Source organism: Gordonia sp. NPDC003425, from assembly GCF_053588635.1.
Genome location: NZ_JBSFQI010000005.1, coordinates 80,552 through 98,841 on the forward strand (window position 1 = coordinate 80,552; position 18,290 = coordinate 98,841).

Genomic DNA, 18,290 nt, shown 5'->3' on the forward strand with positions numbered 1-18,290 from the left:
CTCCTGGACTGTGTCGCTCTACTGGGCGGATCCCAGCAGGGGTTTTCTTTCTTACGTTGTTGCCGCGCCGTGCGGCGCGTCGTGAAAGCTCGCGTGCGAGTGGATTACTCGCCGGTCGCCTTCGCGATGATTTCCTTCGACACGTTCGCCGGAACCTCGGCGTACGAGTCGAACACCATGGAGTAGTTTGCCCGGCCCTGGGTCCGCGACCGCAGGTCGCCGATGTAGCCGAACATCTCCGACAGCGGAACCTGCGCCTTGACGACACGGGCACCGCTGCGCTCCTCCATGGCCTGGATCTGGCCACGGCGGGAGTTCAGGTCGCCGATCACGTCACCCATGTAGTCCTCCGGAGTCGTGACCTCGACGGCCATGATCGGCTCCAGGATGACCGGGTTCGCCATCTTCGCAGCCTCCTTGAGGGCCTGCGCTCCAGCGATCTTGAAGGCCATTTCCGACGAGTCGACGTCGTGGTACTGACCGTCGAGCAGGGTGACCTTCAGATTGACCAGCGGGTAACCGGCGAGCACACCGTACTGCATCGCGTCCTGCGCACCGGCATCCACCGAGGGGATGTACTCACGCGGCACGCGACCACCGGTCACGGCGTTCTCGAATTCGTAGGTGGCGCCGTCCTCGGCGTCCACCAGCGGCTCGAGCTTGACGATGACCTTCGCGAACTGACCCGAGCCACCCGTCTGCTTCTTGTGGGTGTACTCGTGCTTGTCGACGGTGCGACGAATCGTCTCGCGGTAGGCCACCTGCGGCTTGCCGACGTTGGCCTCGACCTTGAACTCGCGACGCATACGGTCGACGAGGATGTCGAGGTGCAGCTCGCCCATACCGCCGATGACGGTCTGGCCGGTCTCGTCGTCGAGGTGCACCGAGAAGGTGGGGTCCTCTTCGGCGAGCTTCTGGATCGCGGTGCCGAGCTTCTCCTGGTCGGACTTGGTCTTCGGCTCGATGGAGACGTTGATGACCGGGTCGGGGAAGCTCATCGACTCGAGCACGATCGGCGCGTTCGGGTCGCACAGGGTGTCACCGGTGGTGGTGTCCTTGAGGCCGATCATCGCGTAGATGTGGCCGGCGCGGGCATCCTCGACCGGGTTCTCCTTGTTGGCGTGCATCTGGAAGAGCTTGCCGATGCGCTCCTTCTTGCCCTTGGTGGCGTTGAGCACCTGGGTACCGGCGGTGATGTGGCCGGAGTACACACGCACGAAGGTCAGCTTGCCGAAGAACGGGTGCGCGGCGATCTTGAACGCGAGAGCCGAGAACGGCTCGTCGGCACTGGGCTTGCGGGAGAGGATCTCCTCCTCGTTGCCCACCGCATGGCCCTCGACGCTCGGCACGTCCAGCGGGGACGGGAGGTAGTCGATGATCGCGTCCAGCATCGGCTGCACGCCCTTGTTCTTGAAGGCCGAGCCGCAGATCACCGGGTAGTACTCGCGGGCGATCGTCAGCTTGCGGATCGCGCCCTTGATCTCGTCGGTGGAGAGCTCCTCGCCGCCGAAGTACTTCTCCAGCAGCGCCTCGTCGCTCTCGGCAACGGTCTCGAGCAGCTTTTCGCGGTACTCGGCGGCCTGGTCGGCGAGGTCGGCGGGAATCTCCTCGATGGTCGGTTCGGCACCGATCTCGACGGTGCCCCGCCAGGTGATGGCCCGCTGTTCGATCAGGTCGACGACGCCGTCGAAGTCGTCCTCGGCGCCGATCGGCAGCTGCAGCACCAGCGGCTTGGCCCCGAGGCGCTCCTCGATGGTGCGCACGGTGAAGAAGAAGTCCGCACCGAGCTTGTCCATCTTGTTGACGAAGCAGATACGCGGCACGTCGTACTTCTCGGCCTGACGCCACACCTGCTCGGACTGCGGCTCGACGCCTTCCTTGCCATCGAACACCGCGACCGCGCCGTCGAGCACACGCAGGCTGCGCTCCACCTCGACGGTGAAGTCGACGTGGCCGGGGGTGTCGATGATGTTGATCTGGTTCTTGTTCCAGAAGCAGGTCACCGCAGCGGAGGTGATGGTGATACCCCGCTCCTTCTCCTGCTCCATCCAGTCGGTGGTCGAGGCACCGTCGTGGGTTTCACCGATCTTGTAGTTGACACCGGTGTAGTAGAGGATTCGCTCGGTCGCGGTGGTCTTGCCGGCATCGATGTGCGCCATGATGCCGATGTTGCGGACCTTGTTCAGGTCGCTGAGCACTTCCTGTGCCACGTGGTTTCCCTTCGGGAATAGCTGTTGAACGGGGCTGGGGTGAACGGGGCTTGGGGTGAACGGGCTGGGGTCAACACTGCGTGGTCAACACGGCCGGGGCCGACACCGCTGGGGCCGCGCGTGAGGCACGATGCCTCACGCGCGGCACGTTCTCACCAGCGGTAGTGCGCGAACGCCCGGTTGGCCTCGGCCATCTTGTGGGTGTCCTCGCGTCGCTTGACCGACGCGCCGAGACCGTTGGATGCGTCGAGCAGCTCGTTGGCCAGACGCTCGACCATGGTCTTCTCACGACGCTGACGGCTGAAGGTCACCAGCCAGCGCAGCGCGAGAGTGTTCGCACGGCCGGGCTTGACCTCGACGGGCACCTGGTAGGTGGCACCGCCGACGCGGCGGCTCTTGACCTCGAGGGTGGGCTTGACGTTGTCGAGCGCACGCTTGAGGGTGATCACCGGGTCGGTGCCGGTCTTCTCGCGGGCCTGTTCGAGGGCCTGGTAGACGATGCGCTCGGCGGTCGACTTCTTGCCGTCGAGCAGGATCTTGTTCACCAGCTGGGTGACCAGGGTCGAACCGTAGACCGGATCGTTGACGAGGGGGCGCTTGGGTGCGGGTCCTTTACGTGGCATGACTTATCAGTTCCCCTTCTTGGCGCCGTAGCGGCTGCGGGCCTGCTTGCGGTCCTTGACACCCTGGGTGTCGAGCGAGCCGCGGATGATGCGGTAACGAACGCCGGGAAGGTCCTTCACACGACCACCGCGCACGAGCACCATCGAGTGCTCCTGCAGGTTGTGGCCCTCACCCGGGATGTAAGCGGTGACCTCGACGGCGCTGGTCAGACGCACACGGGCGACCTTCCGGAGCGCGGAGTTCGGCTTCTTCGGGGTGGTGGTGTACACGCGGGTGCACACGCCGCGACGCTGCGGGCTTCCCTTGAGGGCGGCCGTCTTCTTCTTCGCGGCCTTGTCGTGGCGGCCCTTGCGGACCAGCTGATTGATTGTTGGCACTGGTGAGTTTCTTTCCTCTTGTTGTCGTCGTGTCGTGGTTTGTGCTCCGGGCAAGCGCGCAGTTCAGCGGTTTCGCCGAAATCTGGTTGCTTCCACAACTCGCCCCACCGGCACATACGTGCTGGTCAGTGTAATTATTGCTACCCCGAGGTCGGGCGTGTCATCGTTCCGACGGCGGATTCGCGTGGCAGTCTGTATGCCTACTCCCCCGGTTGAGGGACGACCAGTCGGTGTTCTCCGACCCGTCGAGGGCATGCGGACTCCGCCCGACTGTGCCGGGCACCGACGATCTACTCTACCGATCCGGTTTCTAGAGGTCAAAAAACGGAACCACCTGCTCACCGATGGTCCACGAGACGGTGAACGCGCGGTGACCACTACGTGGTGTGGAACGCCCCGCGAATCACGTTTCTTCCCGACATCAGGCCGGCCACGGCGCAGATCACCACCCGTGCGGCCCGCTGCCGAGGTCGTCAGTGACCGAAGGCCACCTTCAGGGCCACCACGGCGGCGGCGGACGACACGATGGGCACTGCGTCGCGCAATTCGCCGAGAACGTGGTCACGGTCGGCGTTGGTGGGTGCGGAGTCGTGCGATCCGCCGTGCGCCTCGGGAATGCTGCCCTGTGCGACGAGGTCGGCGAAGACGTGGGCGACGTAGGTCGTTGCTCCGGTGCCGATCACGATCCAGAACGCGTGCCCACTCTCGAGGTCGTGGGGAGAGACGGCGACGACGGCCGCGAGCACCAGGATGTTGCCGTACACATAGGCCGAGAGCCGCGATGCGGCGCGGCGTGGCGGCAGCGGACCACCCCGACGTTCGGTCAGAATGCCGCGCCACCCGGCGACGGCGCCCGTGTCCCGGCGACCGGATGGCATGCGATCTGTCACCCTCGAATGCTGACACATCTGTGGGCCGGGTCCGTTGCTCGAAACCGGACCCGGCCCACAGGTGGATGACGGCCGCATTGGATGCGAGCGCGGCGATATCCGTGCGCTAGGGCGTGTTCCACCACGCCACGACGGCGGGCCACGCCTTCGGGTTGGTGGTCTGGTACCCGACGTAGGCGCCGATCGCGGCACCCACTGCGGCTCCGATCCAGCCGAACACGATGAATCCGATGAGACCACCGATGAGGGTGGAGATCGGGGTGAAGTCCTTCCAGCCCTTCTGCAGCTCCTTCATCATGATGTCGTAGCGCTGCTGCTTGGTGAGTCGCTTGGGCTTGGGAGCAGGCTTGGCCGGCTTCTTCTCGGCGACGTCCGTGGCGACGGCGAGGATGTCGGTGCGCCGCTGCTCGGTCAGCTCCGGCGTGATCGTCACGCTCGACCCGCCACCGCCGAGGGTGTAGCGCACCGGTACCTGCACACCGTTGATCTCCCCGACCAGGGGCAGGGCGTCGAGCACCCGGCCGCCGCGGTCGACCACCTGCAGTTCGGTGTTCGCCGCGTTCGGACGGAAGACACCGTCACGAAGGGACGCCGACACACTTGTGCCGCCCGGGGCGAACGCGGCAGACAAGTACGGCGCGGGCGGTGCCGCATTGGCAGATCCGTTGGTGAGCGGAATGATCAGCAGCGCTGCGGTGAGCGCGGCGATCGCGCATACGACGCGGTGAAGGTTTCTCATGGTTCCCCGATCTTGTTCGACAACAGACAACGCCTCGGATCGAAGCCGACGGCCCGAACCTGAGAGGCAGCTGAATGCTAGCGGCGGGGACCGACAGCGGGCAGCGCGAAACCCCGTCGGTTGCGCCGGATTCGTCCGATCAGGTGAACGTCGATGGCCCCGCCGACCGCGATCAGGCGGTCGGCGGGGCCGATCAGCGAGCGGCTCGGCGCTACGGGGTGTTGATCCAGTCGAGCACCGACTGGCCGGCCTTCGGGTCGCCGGCGTTGATGCCGACCGCGGCACCGATCGCGGCACCGATGGGCGTGGTGATGAGCCAGCCGCCGATCAGCAAGAACCCGACCGCGAAGCCGATGAGAGCACCGACGGCGGTGGTCACCGCGGCGTTACCGCGGTTCCAGCCGTTGTTGAGGTGCCACATCATGTTCATGTAGGCCTTGTCCTTCTTCGCCGACACCGGGTGCGCGCTCTGCCGGATGCTCGCCAGCATGGCGTCGGAGAGCAATGGGGTGAAGGTTGCGGTCGAGCGGTCGGCACCCACCGAGACCCGCAGCGGCACCGCGACCCCGTTCAGTTCGGTCACGAGAGCGACCTGCTCGAGTACGCCGCCGGCGCGGTCCAGGATGGCGACCTGGCCACCGACCGGGGTCGGAGCGAACCTGGCTCCGGTGAGGTGCGCGGTGACCACGGACCCACCGGGCGCGAGCTGCGCGACGTAGGTGGGCGTCGCGTACGCCGGAGTGGCGCGCGCGGGTGAATAGGTGAATCCGGCGACCAGTGCGGCCACGGTGATCGCGGCGATCAGCACCAGGAGCCGGGACATGTGCTTCATGATCCCTGCCTTTCGAGACAACAGGATTCGACGGTCACACGATGTGATCGGGGGTCTCCAGACAACCTGAGAGACACCTTTGATTTTAGTCGTCGGTGCTATTTCTGCTGTGGTAGAACGACCCTTGCGCCACCTCTGCGAGCCGGATTCGACGGCGGCGGCACCATCGGCCCGATGTCCCCGTCGGGTGCGGAGTCGAGGTCGACGACGACCGGCGCGTGGTCGCTGGGTTTGGTGCCCTTGCGCGCGGCGCGATCCACCCACGCCGCCTGCACACGCGGGGCCACATCAGCCCCGGCGAGGATCAGATCAATGCGCATTCCCAGATCCTTGTGGAACATTCCGGCACGGTAGTCCCAGTAGCTGAACACGCGTTCGTCCGGCCAGCGATCACGAACCACGTCGCGCAGGCCGAGTCCCTCGATGTCCTCGAGTGCGCCGCGTTCGGCAACCGTGACGTGGGTGTGACCGATGTAGGCCGCGGGATCGAATACGTCGGCGTCGGCCGGCGCGATGTTGATGTCGCCACACAGCATGCTGGTCGGCGCTTCCGGTGCCACCGCGTCGCGCAGCCGGTCGAGCCAGTCGAGTTTGTAGCGGTAGTGATCGGAGTCGGGCTCGCGGCCATTGGGGACATACAGCGAATAGACGCGCACCCCGCCACACACCGCCGACACCGCACGCGCCTCCGGTTCCGACGCCGGATCGGGATAGCCGGGGGCGTCGTCGAATCCGCGTCGCACATCGGCGAGTCCCACGCGCGAGAGGATTGCCACCCCGTTCCACTGTCCCTGGCCGACGTGCGCGAACTCATAACCGCGGTCGGCGAATTCGGGTCCGAGTACCGTGTAGAACGCGTCGTCGGAGAGCTTGGTCTCCTGCAGGCACACCACATCGGGGGCGCGCTCGTCGAGCCACGGCAGCAGACGCGGAATCCGCTGCTTCACCGAGTTCACATTCCAGGTGGCCACGCGCATGTGTTTCACCGTAGTCGTCGCAGGAGCGGACCTGCGGGCCCGGCGGCCCTGCAGTCCGGTGCGGCACATGGTTCGTTCGAATGACGACCCCTGGCGGCCCCGAGCGCCGGTGTGTCATGGTTGCGCCACGACGCCGCCATCACCGATCACAGGGGCGTGGCCATGACACTGCAACCCGGCTCCTCATTCGCCGGATACACCGTCATCGGCACTCTCGGTGCCGGCGGGATGGGCCAGGTCTACCTCGTCGAGCACCCGCATCTCCTGCGCAGGCAGGCCCTCAAGGTGATCTCGGTTGCCGGCGTGGGCAATGCCGAGTTCGCCCGACGGTTCACCAACGAGGCCAGAACGACGGCCACCCTCGAGCACCCCGGGATCATCACCATCCACGATTTCGGTATGGCCGAGGACACCCCATGGTTCACCATGAGCTACATCGACGGCGAAGATCTCACCGCCGCTCGCCTCGCGCCGCACGAGGTGTTCGACGTGGTCGCACGAGTCGCCGACGCCCTCGACTACGCGCACTCCCACGACGTGATCCATCGTGACGTCAAGCCGGCCAACATCATGGTCACCCGCGCCGACTGCGGTTCGGTCGATCGCGTCGTGGTTCTCGACTTCGGCATCGCGAAACTGGCCAACGCACCGGGCACGTCACTGACCGCGTCCAACGCCCTGGTCGGGACCCTGTCGTACTGCGCACCCGAGATCATCGAGGGCGCACCGGCCGGAGCACGATCCGACCAGTACTCACTGGCCTGCACGGCATATCAACTTCTCACCGGCGCACCACCATTCACGGCTGACGCCATTCCGGCGCTCATGCTGGCCCATTTGCGTCGGCCGGCGCCGCGGATCAGCCGGTCGCGCCCCGAACTCGCCGCGCTCGACCCGGTTTTCGCTGTCGCGCTTGCCAAGGACCCGGGTCACCGCTATCCCGACTGCCGGTCGCTCGCGTACGAGTTGTCGGTTCGTGGACGTCAGTCGGTGAATCCGCGCCGAGACGAACCGGCCACCGTGTCCCACCCGGTTGCCACCACGCCGCTGTATGTGTCGGGACCGTCGCGCACACACCCGGTCACCGGTCCCCAGAACTCCGGCACCCACGGCCAACCCGGTTCGTTTCCGGTCACCGAGCATGCGGCGCCGCAGGCCTACAGCGCACCGGCACCGGGTTCCGCCGACATGACACCCGCGACGTCCGACATCGGACCGCACCCGTCGCCTCGGGCCGCGGGGCCGCCTACCGGCGATGCGCCTGCCCGAAGAACACGATCACGCACCGGCGCGGCGGTTCTCATGTGTGCGGCGATCGTGGCGCTCGCGGGTATCGCAATGGTCGTGGGCAGCGCGATCGAGTGGGCCCGGGTGGCTTTCACCGACGACGTGGGGCTTCGAACATACTCGGTGACCGGTCTGGGATCGGTGTCGCTGAAGGACAGCGCCGCTCCCGGTGACACGCTGGCCGACGCCGATTACTCCTCACCGGGAGCGTTCACACTGATCGGCGGAGTGCTTCTCGTCGTCGCCGGGGCGCTCATGGCCATCCGCTCGGTGTGGGTGGTGGGAACGATCATCGCCCTCGCCGGCGGCGCGGTGGGGGCGGTGCTCGCCGCGCGCGCGATCCACGATCCGTGGGCGGCCGTTGCGGCCGCGGACCCCGACCTCGCGCCGTTCTCGGAGTGGTTGCCGGCCAGCGCCGTCGGCCCCGGTCTGTGGGTCATCATCGGGGCCGCCGGTGCCGCGGTCCTCGCCGCTCTCGCGTCGATACCTGCGCGGCGTGCGGCACCCAACTGAGCAACCCCGACCACTGAGCAACCCCGACCACTGAGCAACCCCGACCGCTGAGCAACCCCGACCGGTCGATGCCTGGCCGATCAGTACTGCTGGAACTCGGGGTCGACGTAGCCGCCGGCCTCCTCACCGCCGGGACCACGGTCGGACGAGCGGTCGAACACCGGCGCGTAGAGCGGGTGCGCCGGGTCACGGATGATCCGTCCGCCCACCCGCTTTCGCAGGATCTCCCCTCCCGGGTCGGCAGCGTAGCCGCGTCCTGCGAGCCATCCCCGCACCCGCGCCCGATGGGCCCGGTCGCCGCGGACGGTGTTGTACACGTAGTTCACGCCGCGTGCGGCCGCCTCGCTCTCGAGGTGATCGAGGATGAACGTTCCCGCGCCGTGAGACTGCCGGTGGGTTTCCACGGCGAGCAGTATCTCGGCGTCGCCCCAGGCGCTGTCCATCCAGCCGTACCCGACCACGCCGTCGGCGTCCTCGGCACGCCACCACTCGCCTGTCATCCGGTCGCCGGGACGCGACGCGAGATCGAAGACGCCTTCGGGTGCATGCCCGATGATGCGTTCGCGGTCGGTGTCCCAGGTGGGCGACTGCTCGTGAATCCACGACAGCGCCACCGATCCGGACGGGCCGTCGGCCTCACCCCCGCGGGCCACCATGCGTCCCGCTTCGGTGAGCACGCGGTCGGCGCGGTCGGCCGCGAGATAGCCGCCGGTGCCGTAGAGGGAGGCGAGCGTCTCGCGCGTGACGCCGCATTCACGCGCGGCCTGATGCAATTCGAGCTTGTGCATCCGTCCACCGGCGGTGTCGATCATCATCAGCAGCGCCCGTACCGGGTCGTCGCTGCGCGGTGGCGCCGCATCGCCCGCGCGGCCCTGCCACGTCCGTTTGGGGTGACGGCGAAGGTACTCCTGCTCGAGGGCCAGCATGCGCCGGGTGTGGGTGGCGAACTGTTCGGCGGTGCCGTGCAAGAACACCCAGTTGCGGGTGTCGTGCGCCCGCTTGCCCTGCACTTCGAGTTCGGTATCCGACAGTTCCTCGACGGGACGTCCCACCATGCGCGGCGCGGTGTCGGCGACGACGCCGAAGTCGGTGCTCATTTCTCCGCCACCATCGGGGTGTCGACGCCGATCGGTCCCGTCTTGTGTGAGCCGCCGGGCGCACCGAGCGGTTGCGCACGCCCGGGAAGCAACTCGGTGAAGAATCGGCGTGCGTCCTCCACGAACTCCTCGTCCTCGGGTGCCACCCGGCGATCCTGGCTGATGGCCTCCACCGGGCAGACGGGTTCGCAGGCCCCGCAGTCGATGCATTCCTTCGGGTTGATGTAGAGCTTGCGTTCACCCTCGTAGATGCAGTCGACCGGACACTCCTCGGTGCACGACTTGTCCATCACGTCGATGCACGGACTGGCGATCACATAGGGCATCGGTACCTCCTCATGCCGGGACCGGCGCGGGCTGGGCGTCGGTCGAATGTCCGGGAAACAGTTGCGCCGCAGGGTCGATGTACACCGCGGCGTTGTTCACGGCCGTCGCCACCTCGCCGAACCCGACGGCGATGAGCCGCACCTTGCCGTCGTGGTCGGCGATGTCGCCGGCGGCGTAGATGCCGGGCCGTGTGGTGCGCATCGCCGGATCGACGACGATGTGCCGGTTGTCGTGCAGTTCGAGTTCCCAGTCACGCAGCGGCCCGAGGTTGGCCATGAATCCGAGGGCTGCCACGACACGCTGACACCCGACATCGCGGGTGGTGCCGTCGGCCTTGAGCGTGATACTGGCGGCCTGCAACGCGGCGTCACCGGTGAGCGAGCTGACCTCGGCATCGGTGATGACTTCGACCGACGACGCCATGACCTGCTCGACGGTGCCGTGGTGTGCCCGAAAAGCCTTGCGCCGGTGCACGACCGTCACCGATCGGGCGATCGGCTCGAGCATCAGCGCCCAGTCCAGGGCCGAGTCTCCCCCACCTACCACGAGTACGTCGGCGCCGGTGTACGGCGCCGCGTCGGGGACGAAGTAGTCCAGTCCCCGGCCGAGGAAGTCCTCGCCGGCGGGCAGCGCGCGCGGGGTGAAGGTCCCGATCCCGCCGGTGATCACCACCGCACCGCAGTCGATCCGGTCGCCCGCGGAGGTGGTCACCAGGTGCCTGCCATCGGACCCGGTGGTACACGTCTGCACCTCACGGCCGAGAAGGAAGAGCGGATCGTACTGCGCGGCTTGCTGTTCGAGCCCGGCGATCAGGTCGCGGCCCTTGATCGCCGGAAATCCGGCCACGTCGAAGATCAGCTTCTCCGGATACATCGCGGTGACCTGCCCGCCGATCTGCGACAGCGAATCCACCACCACCGTCGACAGTCCGCGCACCCCCGCGTAGTAGGCCCCGTACAGCCCGACCGGTCCCGCGCCGACGATGACGAGGTCGGTGCGGCGGTCGACGATGGCGGTCGGTGTCATCGTCATGCTCCTGTCACGGTCGGCAGCATCTGCTGCCGGACACGGAATCGTTGCAGCTTACCGGTGGCGGTCTTGGGCAGTGTGTCGACGGAGATCACGTCCCGCGGCCGTTTGAACGACGCCAATTCCTCTCTGCACCAATCGATCAGGTCGTCGGCTGTGACCGTTCCCCTGGCGTCGTCGGTGAGCACCACCGCGGCGATGGGTTTGTCGAGGCCGGCCGAATCGGGCAGCCCGACCACCGCCGCTTCGGCAACCGCGGGGTGCGCGAGCAGCCGTGACTCCACCTCCGACGGTGACACCCAGATCCCACCGGCCTTGAGCAGGTCGTTGGAGCGTCCGAGGCATTGGTAGTAGCCGTCCTCGTCGCGCAGGTACGTGTCGCCGGTGGACAGCCACGATCCCTCGAACACGCTGCGGGTGGCCTCGGTGCGATGCCAGTACCCGAGGGCGATCGATTCGCCGCGGACGAAGAGCCGTCCCGGTGTGCCCGCTGACACCAGGTTGCCGTCGGCGTCGCGGATCTCGAGTTCGTAACCGGGCACGGCCTTTCCGGTGGTGCCCGGCTTGATGTCACCGGGTTGGTTGGACAGGAAGATGTGCAGTGCCTCGGTGGAGCCGATGCCGTCGAGGATGTCGACGCCGAATCGCCGCCGGAAGTTCTCCTGCAGCGCGGGTGGCAACGCCTCGCCCGCCGACACTCCCCACCGCACCGACGCGAAGGCGTCGTCGGGCAACGCCGAGTTGACGATGGTCGCGTAGAAGGTGGGCACGCCGAAGAACAGTGTCGGTTGTCCCTGGGCGAGGCGGTCGCCCACCGACTCCACCGTCGGCCGCAACGGCATCAGCAGTGCGGTCGCACCGGCCGCGAGCGGGAAGAACAGACTGTTGCCGATCCCGTAGGCGAAGAACAGTTTCGCCACGGAGAAGCACACGTCGTCGGGGCCGATCCCCAGCGTCTGCCGCCCGTAGGTCTCGTAGACCCATTTGATGTTCTCGTGCCGGTGCATCGCGGCCTTGGGGCTCCCGGTGGTGCCCGAGGTGTAGAGCCACAGTGCCCACGAGTCGGTCATGGTGGAGGCGATCTCAATCGGGCTGCGGTTCAACAGCTCTCGCCAGTCGTGGCGTGTCACTCCCGCAGGCGATGTTTCTGTCACGTCGCCCCCCGTCACCTCGCCCACCGTCACATCGCGCACCGCCCCGTCGCGCACCGTCACGAGATGTGCGAGATCGGGTGCGTCGACCACCGCGGCGGCCACCGTGTCGGCGAACTCGGGGGTCGCCACCAGTGCCCGCGCGCCGGAGTCGACGACGAGCTTGTGCAACTCGGCGCCGTTGAGCATGGTCGAGACGGGGACGGCCACCAGCCCGGCGTGGAACGCCGCCAGGATGGTCACCGCCATCTCGACGTCGTCGCTCATCACCAGCATCACCCGGTCGTCGGCATGCAGACCGATGGCGCGCAGCCCGGACGCGACGCGCGCGACCTCGTCGGACAGCTCCGCATAGGTGACCGTTCGCGTGCCGATGAGGGCGGTCTTGTCGCCCAATCCCTCGGCGACCCGCGCATGTACCAGATACTCGGCGGCGTTGAATCCCGCCGGGACCGTTGCGACCATCCCGCTACACCCGCTTCACGTCGAACTCGGCGCGATGGCCGGTGCCGTAGCGCCGCAGCGCACCGTCGGGTCCGGCCGCGTTGGGCCGGATGAAGATCCAGTTCTGCCATGCGGTCAGACGCCCGAAGATCTTGGTTTCCATCGTCTCCGGACCGACGAAGCGGTGATTGGCCTCCATCCCGGTCAGCGCGTCGGGCGACAACGATGCCCGCTCCTCGAGCACGATCCGCAGTTCGTCGGCGAAGTCGATGTCGTCGAGCGCCGAGGTCAGCAGCCCGAGTTCGTCGGCGGCGGGTGCGTCGAGCAGTATCCCGGCCGACTCGCGCACCGCGGCGAGGTCGCTCTCGTGCCCGTAGAAGCGCGACTCGAGCCGGGTGAGTCCGTTGCCCATCGGGTAGCTGCCGAAGTTCGCCGCGGTCAGCCGGATGACGGCCGGGTCGGCATCGGGGTCGATATCCTCGTACACGCCTTCGAGCATGTACTGGCGATCGCCGGCGTAGGCGATCTCGGCGAGGAAGCCGGCAAACGCGCTGCCCGGTTCGATGACGCTGATGAGGCTGCGGCTGGTCACGTCGAGACGTTTGAACGTCCGCTTGAGGTAGTGCCGGATCTCGTTGACGAGCCAGTCGCCGGCAAGTTCCTCGAGCTGCGCATCGTAGGCGGTGGCCACCTCGATGTCCCCGGTGACGCGAAACACCCAGGTGCCCAGGTCATTGTGGTTGGTACGCAGCCGGAGGATGGCATCGTCGAGTTCGCGGGCCAGTTGCAGCGGGAAGTAGGCGGCACCCTGTTCCCGCACACCGTCGGCATCCGGTGGTGGTGGCGCATCCGGGACCGCGATGGTGAGGTCGACGCGGCGTGCGTCGGCGTCGAGGAGCGCGCTCACGTACGTGTACTCCAGTTGCGTGTCGGTCTCGGTGCGCCCCAACGGTGTCAGCGCCACGCCCGGGACACCGGAGGGACGCGATGAGCCGTCCACCGCCGCCTGCGCGCGACGGGCAACGGCCGCGTCGAAGTCCGATCGGGCGACGGTCTCGTCGACCAGGCCCCAGCTCACCGCCGTGGTGCCGCGGACGCCCTCGGCGCGGGTGGCGAACACGTCGGCGCGGTCCTTGCGCACCTTGCGCTTGTCGACGACACGGGTGAGTCCGCCGGTACCGGGCAGCACTCCGAGCAGCGGCACCTCGGGCAGCGACACGGCCGATGATCCGTCGTCGACGAGCACGATCTGTTCGCAGGCGGCGGCCAGTTCGTAGCCGCCACCGGCCGCGGTGCCGTTCACCGCGGCGATGTAGGTCTGGCCGGAGTTCGCGGTGGCGTCCTCGATGCCGTTGCGCGTCTCGTTGGTGAACTTGCAGAAGTTCACCTTCCACGAGTGTGGCGACCCGGCGAGCATCCGGATGTTGGCGCCGGCGCAGAACATCCGCTCGAGGCCGCCGGTGACCACGACGGCCTTGACCTCCGGATGCTCGAAACGCAGGCGCTGCACCGCGTCGTAGAGTTCGATGTCGACGCCGAGGTCGTAGGAGTTCATCTTCAGTTCGTAACCCGGGACGAGTCCGCCCTGCGGATCCACGGCGAGGGTGAGTGTCGCGACAGGTCCGTCGATGTCGAGTCGCCAGTGCCGGTACCGGGACGGGTCGGTGTCGAAGTCGACCGACGGTACAACGGCGGGGGGTACGTCGGGCTGGTGCGGGTCGTTGGCGTCGGGGACGATCTCGCCGACGGGAGAAGCTGTGGTGGCGGTCATGGAGAATTCACCTCTTGGGGGCTGGACGGTGAGGGTGTGGGGACGGGGATCGGGAACCCGCGATCGCGGGCGCGGGTTCCCGACCGGCAGGGACACGCTCAGAGAAGGGCCTCTTCGCGCAGATGGACGTAATCGAATTCCACCGGCTGATCGTTGATCCCGGTCTTGGGTGGCGCGATCCAGCCGGCGAATTCGCCGTACTCGTAGTGCGGGATCATCAGCGCGGCCACCCGCGCCCGGTCGTGGGCCAGCGGCAGCCATCGGGCCACGTTCTCGTCCCACTCCTTCTCGCTGATCACCCGTCCGTCGGGTGAGATGAAGTGCTCGGCGAAGGTGCCGACTTTGCGGTGGAATCCCTCGTGCGGCAACGTCAACCGATCGGGCAGGCCGGCGTCCTCGAGTGCCTGGTTCCAGCGACGGACGCCGTTCTCGCAGTCGGCCATGTACTCGTCGCGCAGGTCGAGGTTCAGTGCCGTCAGGTAGGGCACGCGAATCTCGACGATCTCGCCGTCCTGCACGGTCCGCATCGGATAGGTCATGTCGGCGAGCACGTGATCGTCCTTGCGGCGGGTCTCCTGCCACCGTCCCTTGAGCCCGCCGGTGAAGTAGGCGGCGGCGTTGGTGGACTGCTCGGAGCCGAACAGGTCCATCGACACCGAGAACTGGAAGTTGAGGTACTTCTGCACCACCGAGAGCGGGATACCGCCGTGGTCGAAGATCGCCTCGTCGTCGGCGCCTGAGATGCCATGTTGCACCATCAGTTCCGCGGTGCGTTCCACGGTTCGCTGCACCCCGGTGGTGCCGACGAACATGTGGTGGGCTTCTTCTTTCAGCATGAATTCGCAGGTGCGGGCCAGCGGGTCGAAGGCCGATTCCTTGAGGGTGCCGAGCTGATACTTGCCGTCCCGGTCGGTGAAGTAGGTGAACATGAAGAACTGCAGCCAGTCGGTGGTCTCCTCGTTGAAGGCGCCGAGAATGCGGGGCGAGTCGAGATCCCCGGAGTTGCGCTTGAGGAGCTGCTCGGCCTCCTCACGACCTTCGCGACCGAAGTACGCCTGCAGCAGGTAGACCATGGCCCACAGGTGCCTGCCCTCTTCGACGTTGACCTGGAACAGGTTTCGCAGGTCGTAGATGCTCGGTGCGGTGTTGCCGAGGATGCGTTGCTGTTCCACCGATGCCGGTTCGGTGTCGCCTTGCACGGTGATCAGACGCATCAGTTCGGCGCGGTACTCCCCCGGAACCTCCTGCCACGCAGGCTGACCCTTGTGCTTGCCGAAGGGGATGATGCGCTCCGGGTTGCGGTCGGCGAGGAAGATGCCCCACCGGTAGTCCTCCATCGGCACGTGGTCGAAATGCGCCCACCCGTCACGGCCGACCGCGATGGCGGTGCGCAGATAGACATCCTTGGTCGGCAGGGTGGGCCCGAGGGTCTTCCACCAGTCGAGAAACTTTGGCTGCCAACGCTCGAGCGCCCGCTGGAGTCTGCGGTCCTCGGCGAGATTGACATTGTTCGGGATGCGTTCGGAGTAGTCGATAGGACTCAGCGGTCCGGTCGGTGCGGGTGCCGCACCGGTGCGATCTTCCACGGTCACAGGGTTTCCTCTCATGGACTGGCTGCCTCTCCACATTCTACGTAAATATTGCGATACGTCTAGTGTTTTGTAGAACTAAGACGGTCGATTTCGTGCACTCCTCAGAGGAGTCCGCCGTTCGCATCGACGACGGACCCGGTGACCCAACCCGATTCGGGCCCCGCGAGCCACGTCACCACGGCGGCGATGTCATCGGCGGTGCCCAAGCGCTGCAACACGTTCGACGTCGACATCGCGTCGATTGCCCGCGCCGCGGTGGATGTCCGCAGGCGATCGGTGTCCGTGGCACCCGGCCGTACGACGTTCACCGTGATCCGCCGTCGGCCGAGTTCCTTGGCGGCAACCCGCGCCGCCGCCTCCAGACCCGCCTTCATCGCGGCATAGGACGCCTGGCGTGCCGGAGCCAGAAACGCTGCGGCACTGGACAACAGCACCACACGACCGTCGTCGGCGACGTGGTGTGCGCACCCTGCCAGGGTCAGCAGCGCCGATTCCAGGTTGGTCGCGAAGTCACGCTCGACGATCTCGGCGGTGAGCTCGCCGACCTTGGTGAAATCCCACGCACCCGCGGTGTGCACCACGGTCCGTAGTGCGCCCAGTCCGGTCGCCGCCGCGAATGCCTCCGCGACGCCCGCATCCGTCGACACGTCGGCGCCCACCGCTTGCGCCCGACCGCCTCCCTGCACGATCGACGCGGCGACGGCTTCGGCGCGGGCGGCATTGTCGCGGTACCCGACCGCGACCGCATGGCTGTGCGCGAGCCGGCGGCTGATCGCGGCACCGATGCCGCCGCCACCGCCGATGACCAGCGCACTCGGGAGTCCGACAGCCCGGCCGACGCCCGAACTCGCCGGTTCGGGAGTGTTCACGCGAGTCCGCCGAGGAAGTCGGGGGTGCCCTGCACCGCGGTGCGCGCGAGGTGGTGATGCATGCCGCGGATTCCACCGAGTTCCTCGCCGCCGCCGGCCCGGCCGGGGCCACCGTGCACCGCATGCGGAATGGCGGCGCCGTGCCCGGTCGATTCGCCCGCGTCGGCCCGGTTGAGGACCAGAAGCCTGCCGTGCCACGGCGCGAGCCCGGCCACCAGGGTCGTGGCCACGGTGTCGTCGGCGGTCACCACCGATCCGGCGAGGCTGCCGCGGCCCCGGGCGGCGAGCGTGACGGCGTCGTCGAGCGTGTCGTACGGCATCACCGTGCTGACGGGACCGAACGCCTCGACGTCGTGCAGATCGTCGGCGGCGGGATCGTCGGCCCGCAACAGCACCGGCGACATAAAGGCGCCCGAGGCGAAATCCGAGCGCGCGGCGAAGACTTCCGGCTGCGTGGACGGGTTCCCGAAAACCGTTGTCGCGGACTTCTGCAGCCGTGCGACCGCGTCGCGGACGTCATCGCGCTGGGCGGTGCTCACCAGCGGACCCATCCGCACGGACTCGTCGGCCGGGTCGCCGACGGTGACCGTGGCCAGCCGTTCGCACAGCGCCGACACCACCTCGTCGATGCGATTGCGCGGAATCAGGGCGCGTCGGATGGCGGTGCACTTCTGTCCCGCCTTCTGGGTCATCTCGGTGGCGATCCCCTTGACGAACAGTGCGAATTCGGGGTCGTCGGGTGTGACGTCGGGACCGAGGATGCTGACGTTGAGCGAATCGGCCTCGGCGGTGAACCGGACGGCGCGCGCGGCGACCCCAGGGTGCACGCGCAGGGCCGCGGCGGTGTCGGCGGAGCCGGTGACGGCCAGCGAATCCTGTTCGCCGAGTGCGTCGACGAGACCGTCGGGTCGGGCGCAGACCAGTTGCAGTGCCCCGTCGGGCAGCAGCCCGGACGCCACGATCTCGGCGACGACGGCGCGCGTGAGGAACGAGGTCTGCGTGGCCGGTTTGACCACACTCGGCACGCCCGCGAGGAAGGCGGGAGCGAGTTTCTCGAGCATGCCCCACACCGGGAAGTTGTAGGCGTTGATCTGCACGGCAACTCCTCGCCGCGGCGCCCAGACGTGGCGTACCCCGAAGGTGCCGCCCCGGCCGACCGGATCGATGTCGCCGTCGGCGAGCAGGGGCCCGTCGGGCAGTGTCGCACCGAGTTTGGCGTACACGAACAGCACTCCGATGCCGCCGTCGATGTCGACGGCCGAATCACGGCGGGTGGCCCCGGTGTGCAGGGAGAGGTCGGTGAAGGCGGGGACGTGTGCGCTCAGGTGCTTGGCGAGGTCCTTGAGGATGTGCGCGCGCTGCGCGAAGGTGAGCTCGCGTAGCGCCGGGCCGCCGACGTCGCGGGCGTGGTCGAGGATCGCGGGATAGTCGAGGGCGCGCACGGTGGCGCGTGCGACGGGGCTGCCCGTCGACGGGTCGAGCAGTTCGCGGCCTTCGTCGTCGGGCTGGTACCACGCCCCGCGGATGTAGCTGGGAAGGATCTCGGTCATGAATGCTCCTG

General features: G+C 67.5%; 15 protein-coding genes and 1 pseudogene. 1 reads left to right on the forward strand and 15 read right to left on the reverse strand.

Going from position 1 to position 18,290, the window contains the following annotated elements; all coding sequences use genetic code 11:
• Positions 1-104 precede the first annotated feature (104 nt).
• From fusA to ACWDTD_RS08115, 7 genes are all read right to left on the reverse strand, one after another.
• Positions 105-2,210: an elongation factor G gene (gene fusA / locus ACWDTD_RS08085; RefSeq protein WP_449746580.1), complete on the reverse strand. Its 2,106-nt coding sequence runs from the start codon at positions 2,208-2,210 to the stop codon at positions 105-107.
• Positions 2,211-2,362: 152 nt separating this feature from the next.
• On the reverse strand, positions 2,363-2,833 hold the full coding sequence (rpsG, locus tag ACWDTD_RS08090) for a 30S ribosomal protein S7 (protein ID WP_449746581.1): 471 nt from the start codon (positions 2,831-2,833) through the stop codon (positions 2,363-2,365).
• Between the two features lie 6 nt (positions 2,834-2,839).
• The gene (rpsL, locus tag ACWDTD_RS08095; protein ID WP_348805624.1) at positions 2,840-3,211 is read right to left on the reverse strand and encodes a 30S ribosomal protein S12; all 372 of its coding nucleotides are present in this window, start codon (positions 3,209-3,211) and stop codon (positions 2,840-2,842) included.
• Positions 3,212-3,684: 473 nt separating this feature from the next.
• Positions 3,685-4,089, reverse strand: a complete 405-nt coding sequence (locus ACWDTD_RS08100) for a hypothetical protein (protein WP_449746582.1) — start codon at positions 4,087-4,089, stop codon at positions 3,685-3,687.
• Between the two features lie 118 nt (positions 4,090-4,207).
• Positions 4,208-4,840 (reverse strand): hypothetical protein, encoded by a 633-nt coding sequence (locus ACWDTD_RS08105; RefSeq protein ID WP_449746583.1) that lies wholly within the window; start codon positions 4,838-4,840, stop codon positions 4,208-4,210.
• A gap of 211 nt (positions 4,841-5,051) precedes the next feature.
• Complete coding sequence (locus tag ACWDTD_RS08110) at positions 5,052-5,672, reverse strand: hypothetical protein (RefSeq protein ID WP_449746584.1); 621 nt, start codon at positions 5,670-5,672, stop codon at positions 5,052-5,054.
• Between the two features lie 98 nt (positions 5,673-5,770).
• Positions 5,771-6,649 (reverse strand): exodeoxyribonuclease III, encoded by an 879-nt coding sequence (locus ACWDTD_RS08115; protein ID WP_449746585.1) that lies wholly within the window; start codon positions 6,647-6,649, stop codon positions 5,771-5,773.
• Between the two features lie 162 nt (positions 6,650-6,811).
• Between ACWDTD_RS08115 and ACWDTD_RS08120 the strand changes: the two genes are divergently transcribed.
• Positions 6,812-8,449, forward strand: coding sequence for a protein kinase domain-containing protein (locus ACWDTD_RS08120; protein ID WP_449746586.1), 1,638 nt, complete (start codon positions 6,812-6,814; stop codon positions 8,447-8,449).
• An 80-nt stretch (positions 8,450-8,529) separates the two neighbouring features.
• Here the strand turns inward: ACWDTD_RS08120 and ACWDTD_RS08125 are convergent, their stop codons facing one another.
• The 8 genes and pseudogenes from ACWDTD_RS08125 to paaZ form a co-directional block, all read right to left on the reverse strand.
• Positions 8,530-9,546, reverse strand: a complete 1,017-nt coding sequence (locus ACWDTD_RS08125) for a DUF6158 family protein (protein ID WP_449746587.1) — start codon at positions 9,544-9,546, stop codon at positions 8,530-8,532.
• Positions 9,543-9,872 carry a ferredoxin gene (gene fdxA / locus ACWDTD_RS08130; protein WP_449746588.1) on the reverse strand — a complete coding sequence of 110 codons (330 nt, stop codon included), beginning with the start codon at positions 9,870-9,872 and terminating at the stop codon, positions 9,543-9,545. Before fdxA ends, ACWDTD_RS08125 begins: the two co-directional genes overlap by 4 nt.
• 10 nt (positions 9,873-9,882) lie before the next feature.
• A complete protein-coding gene (locus ACWDTD_RS08135) occupies positions 9,883-10,905 on the reverse strand; it encodes an NAD(P)/FAD-dependent oxidoreductase (RefSeq protein WP_449746589.1) in 1,023 nt (340 codons plus the stop codon).
• A complete protein-coding gene (locus ACWDTD_RS08140) occupies positions 10,902-12,518 on the reverse strand; it encodes a benzoate-CoA ligase family protein (RefSeq protein WP_449746590.1) in 1,617 nt (538 codons plus the stop codon). The genes ACWDTD_RS08135 and ACWDTD_RS08140 overlap by 4 nt, the downstream gene beginning before the upstream one ends.
• 4 nt (positions 12,519-12,522) lie before the next feature.
• Complete coding sequence (gene boxC, locus ACWDTD_RS08145) at positions 12,523-14,268, reverse strand: 2,3-epoxybenzoyl-CoA dihydrolase (protein ID WP_449746591.1); 1,746 nt, start codon at positions 14,266-14,268, stop codon at positions 12,523-12,525.
• A gap of 98 nt (positions 14,269-14,366) precedes the next feature.
• Positions 14,367-15,860, reverse strand: coding sequence for a benzoyl-CoA 2,3-epoxidase subunit BoxB (gene boxB / locus ACWDTD_RS08150; RefSeq protein WP_449746592.1), 1,494 nt, complete (start codon positions 15,858-15,860; stop codon positions 14,367-14,369).
• A gap of 101 nt (positions 15,861-15,961) precedes the next feature.
• Entirely contained in the window at positions 15,962-16,729 is a 768-nt protein-coding gene (locus tag ACWDTD_RS08155) for an SDR family oxidoreductase (RefSeq protein WP_449746593.1), read from the reverse strand.
• Between the two features lie 11 nt (positions 16,730-16,740).
• Positions 16,741-18,279: pseudogene (paaZ, locus tag ACWDTD_RS08160) on the reverse strand (phenylacetic acid degradation bifunctional protein PaaZ); the annotation flags it as partial.
• Between the last annotated feature and the right edge of the window lie 11 nt (positions 18,280-18,290).

Coding starts and splice junctions, on each gene's coding strand:
- rpsG (WP_449746581.1), bottom strand. CDS start 2,833: ATGCCACGTAAAGGACCCGCACCCAAGCGCCCCCTCGTCAACGATCCG.
- ACWDTD_RS08100 (WP_449746582.1), bottom strand. CDS start 4,089: ATGCCATCCGGTCGCCGGGACACGGGCGCCGTCGCCGGGTGGCGCGGC.
- ACWDTD_RS08105 (WP_449746583.1), bottom strand. CDS start 4,840: ATGAGAAACCTTCACCGCGTCGTATGCGCGATCGCCGCGCTCACCGCA.
- ACWDTD_RS08110 (WP_449746584.1), bottom strand. CDS start 5,672: ATGAAGCACATGTCCCGGCTCCTGGTGCTGATCGCCGCGATCACCGTG.
- ACWDTD_RS08115 (WP_449746585.1), bottom strand. CDS start 6,649: ATGCGCGTGGCCACCTGGAATGTGAACTCGGTGAAGCAGCGGATTCCG.
- ACWDTD_RS08120 (WP_449746586.1), top strand. CDS start 6,812: ATGACACTGCAACCCGGCTCCTCATTCGCCGGATACACCGTCATCGGC.
- ACWDTD_RS08125 (WP_449746587.1), bottom strand. CDS start 9,546: ATGAGCACCGACTTCGGCGTCGTCGCCGACACCGCGCCGCGCATGGTG.
- fdxA (WP_449746588.1), bottom strand. CDS start 9,872: ATGCCCTATGTGATCGCCAGTCCGTGCATCGACGTGATGGACAAGTCG.
- ACWDTD_RS08135 (WP_449746589.1), bottom strand. CDS start 10,905: ATGACGATGACACCGACCGCCATCGTCGACCGCCGCACCGACCTCGTC.
- ACWDTD_RS08140 (WP_449746590.1), bottom strand. CDS start 12,518: ATGGTCGCAACGGTCCCGGCGGGATTCAACGCCGCCGAGTATCTGGTA.
- boxC (WP_449746591.1), bottom strand. CDS start 14,268: ATGACCGCCACCACAGCTTCTCCCGTCGGCGAGATCGTCCCCGACGCC.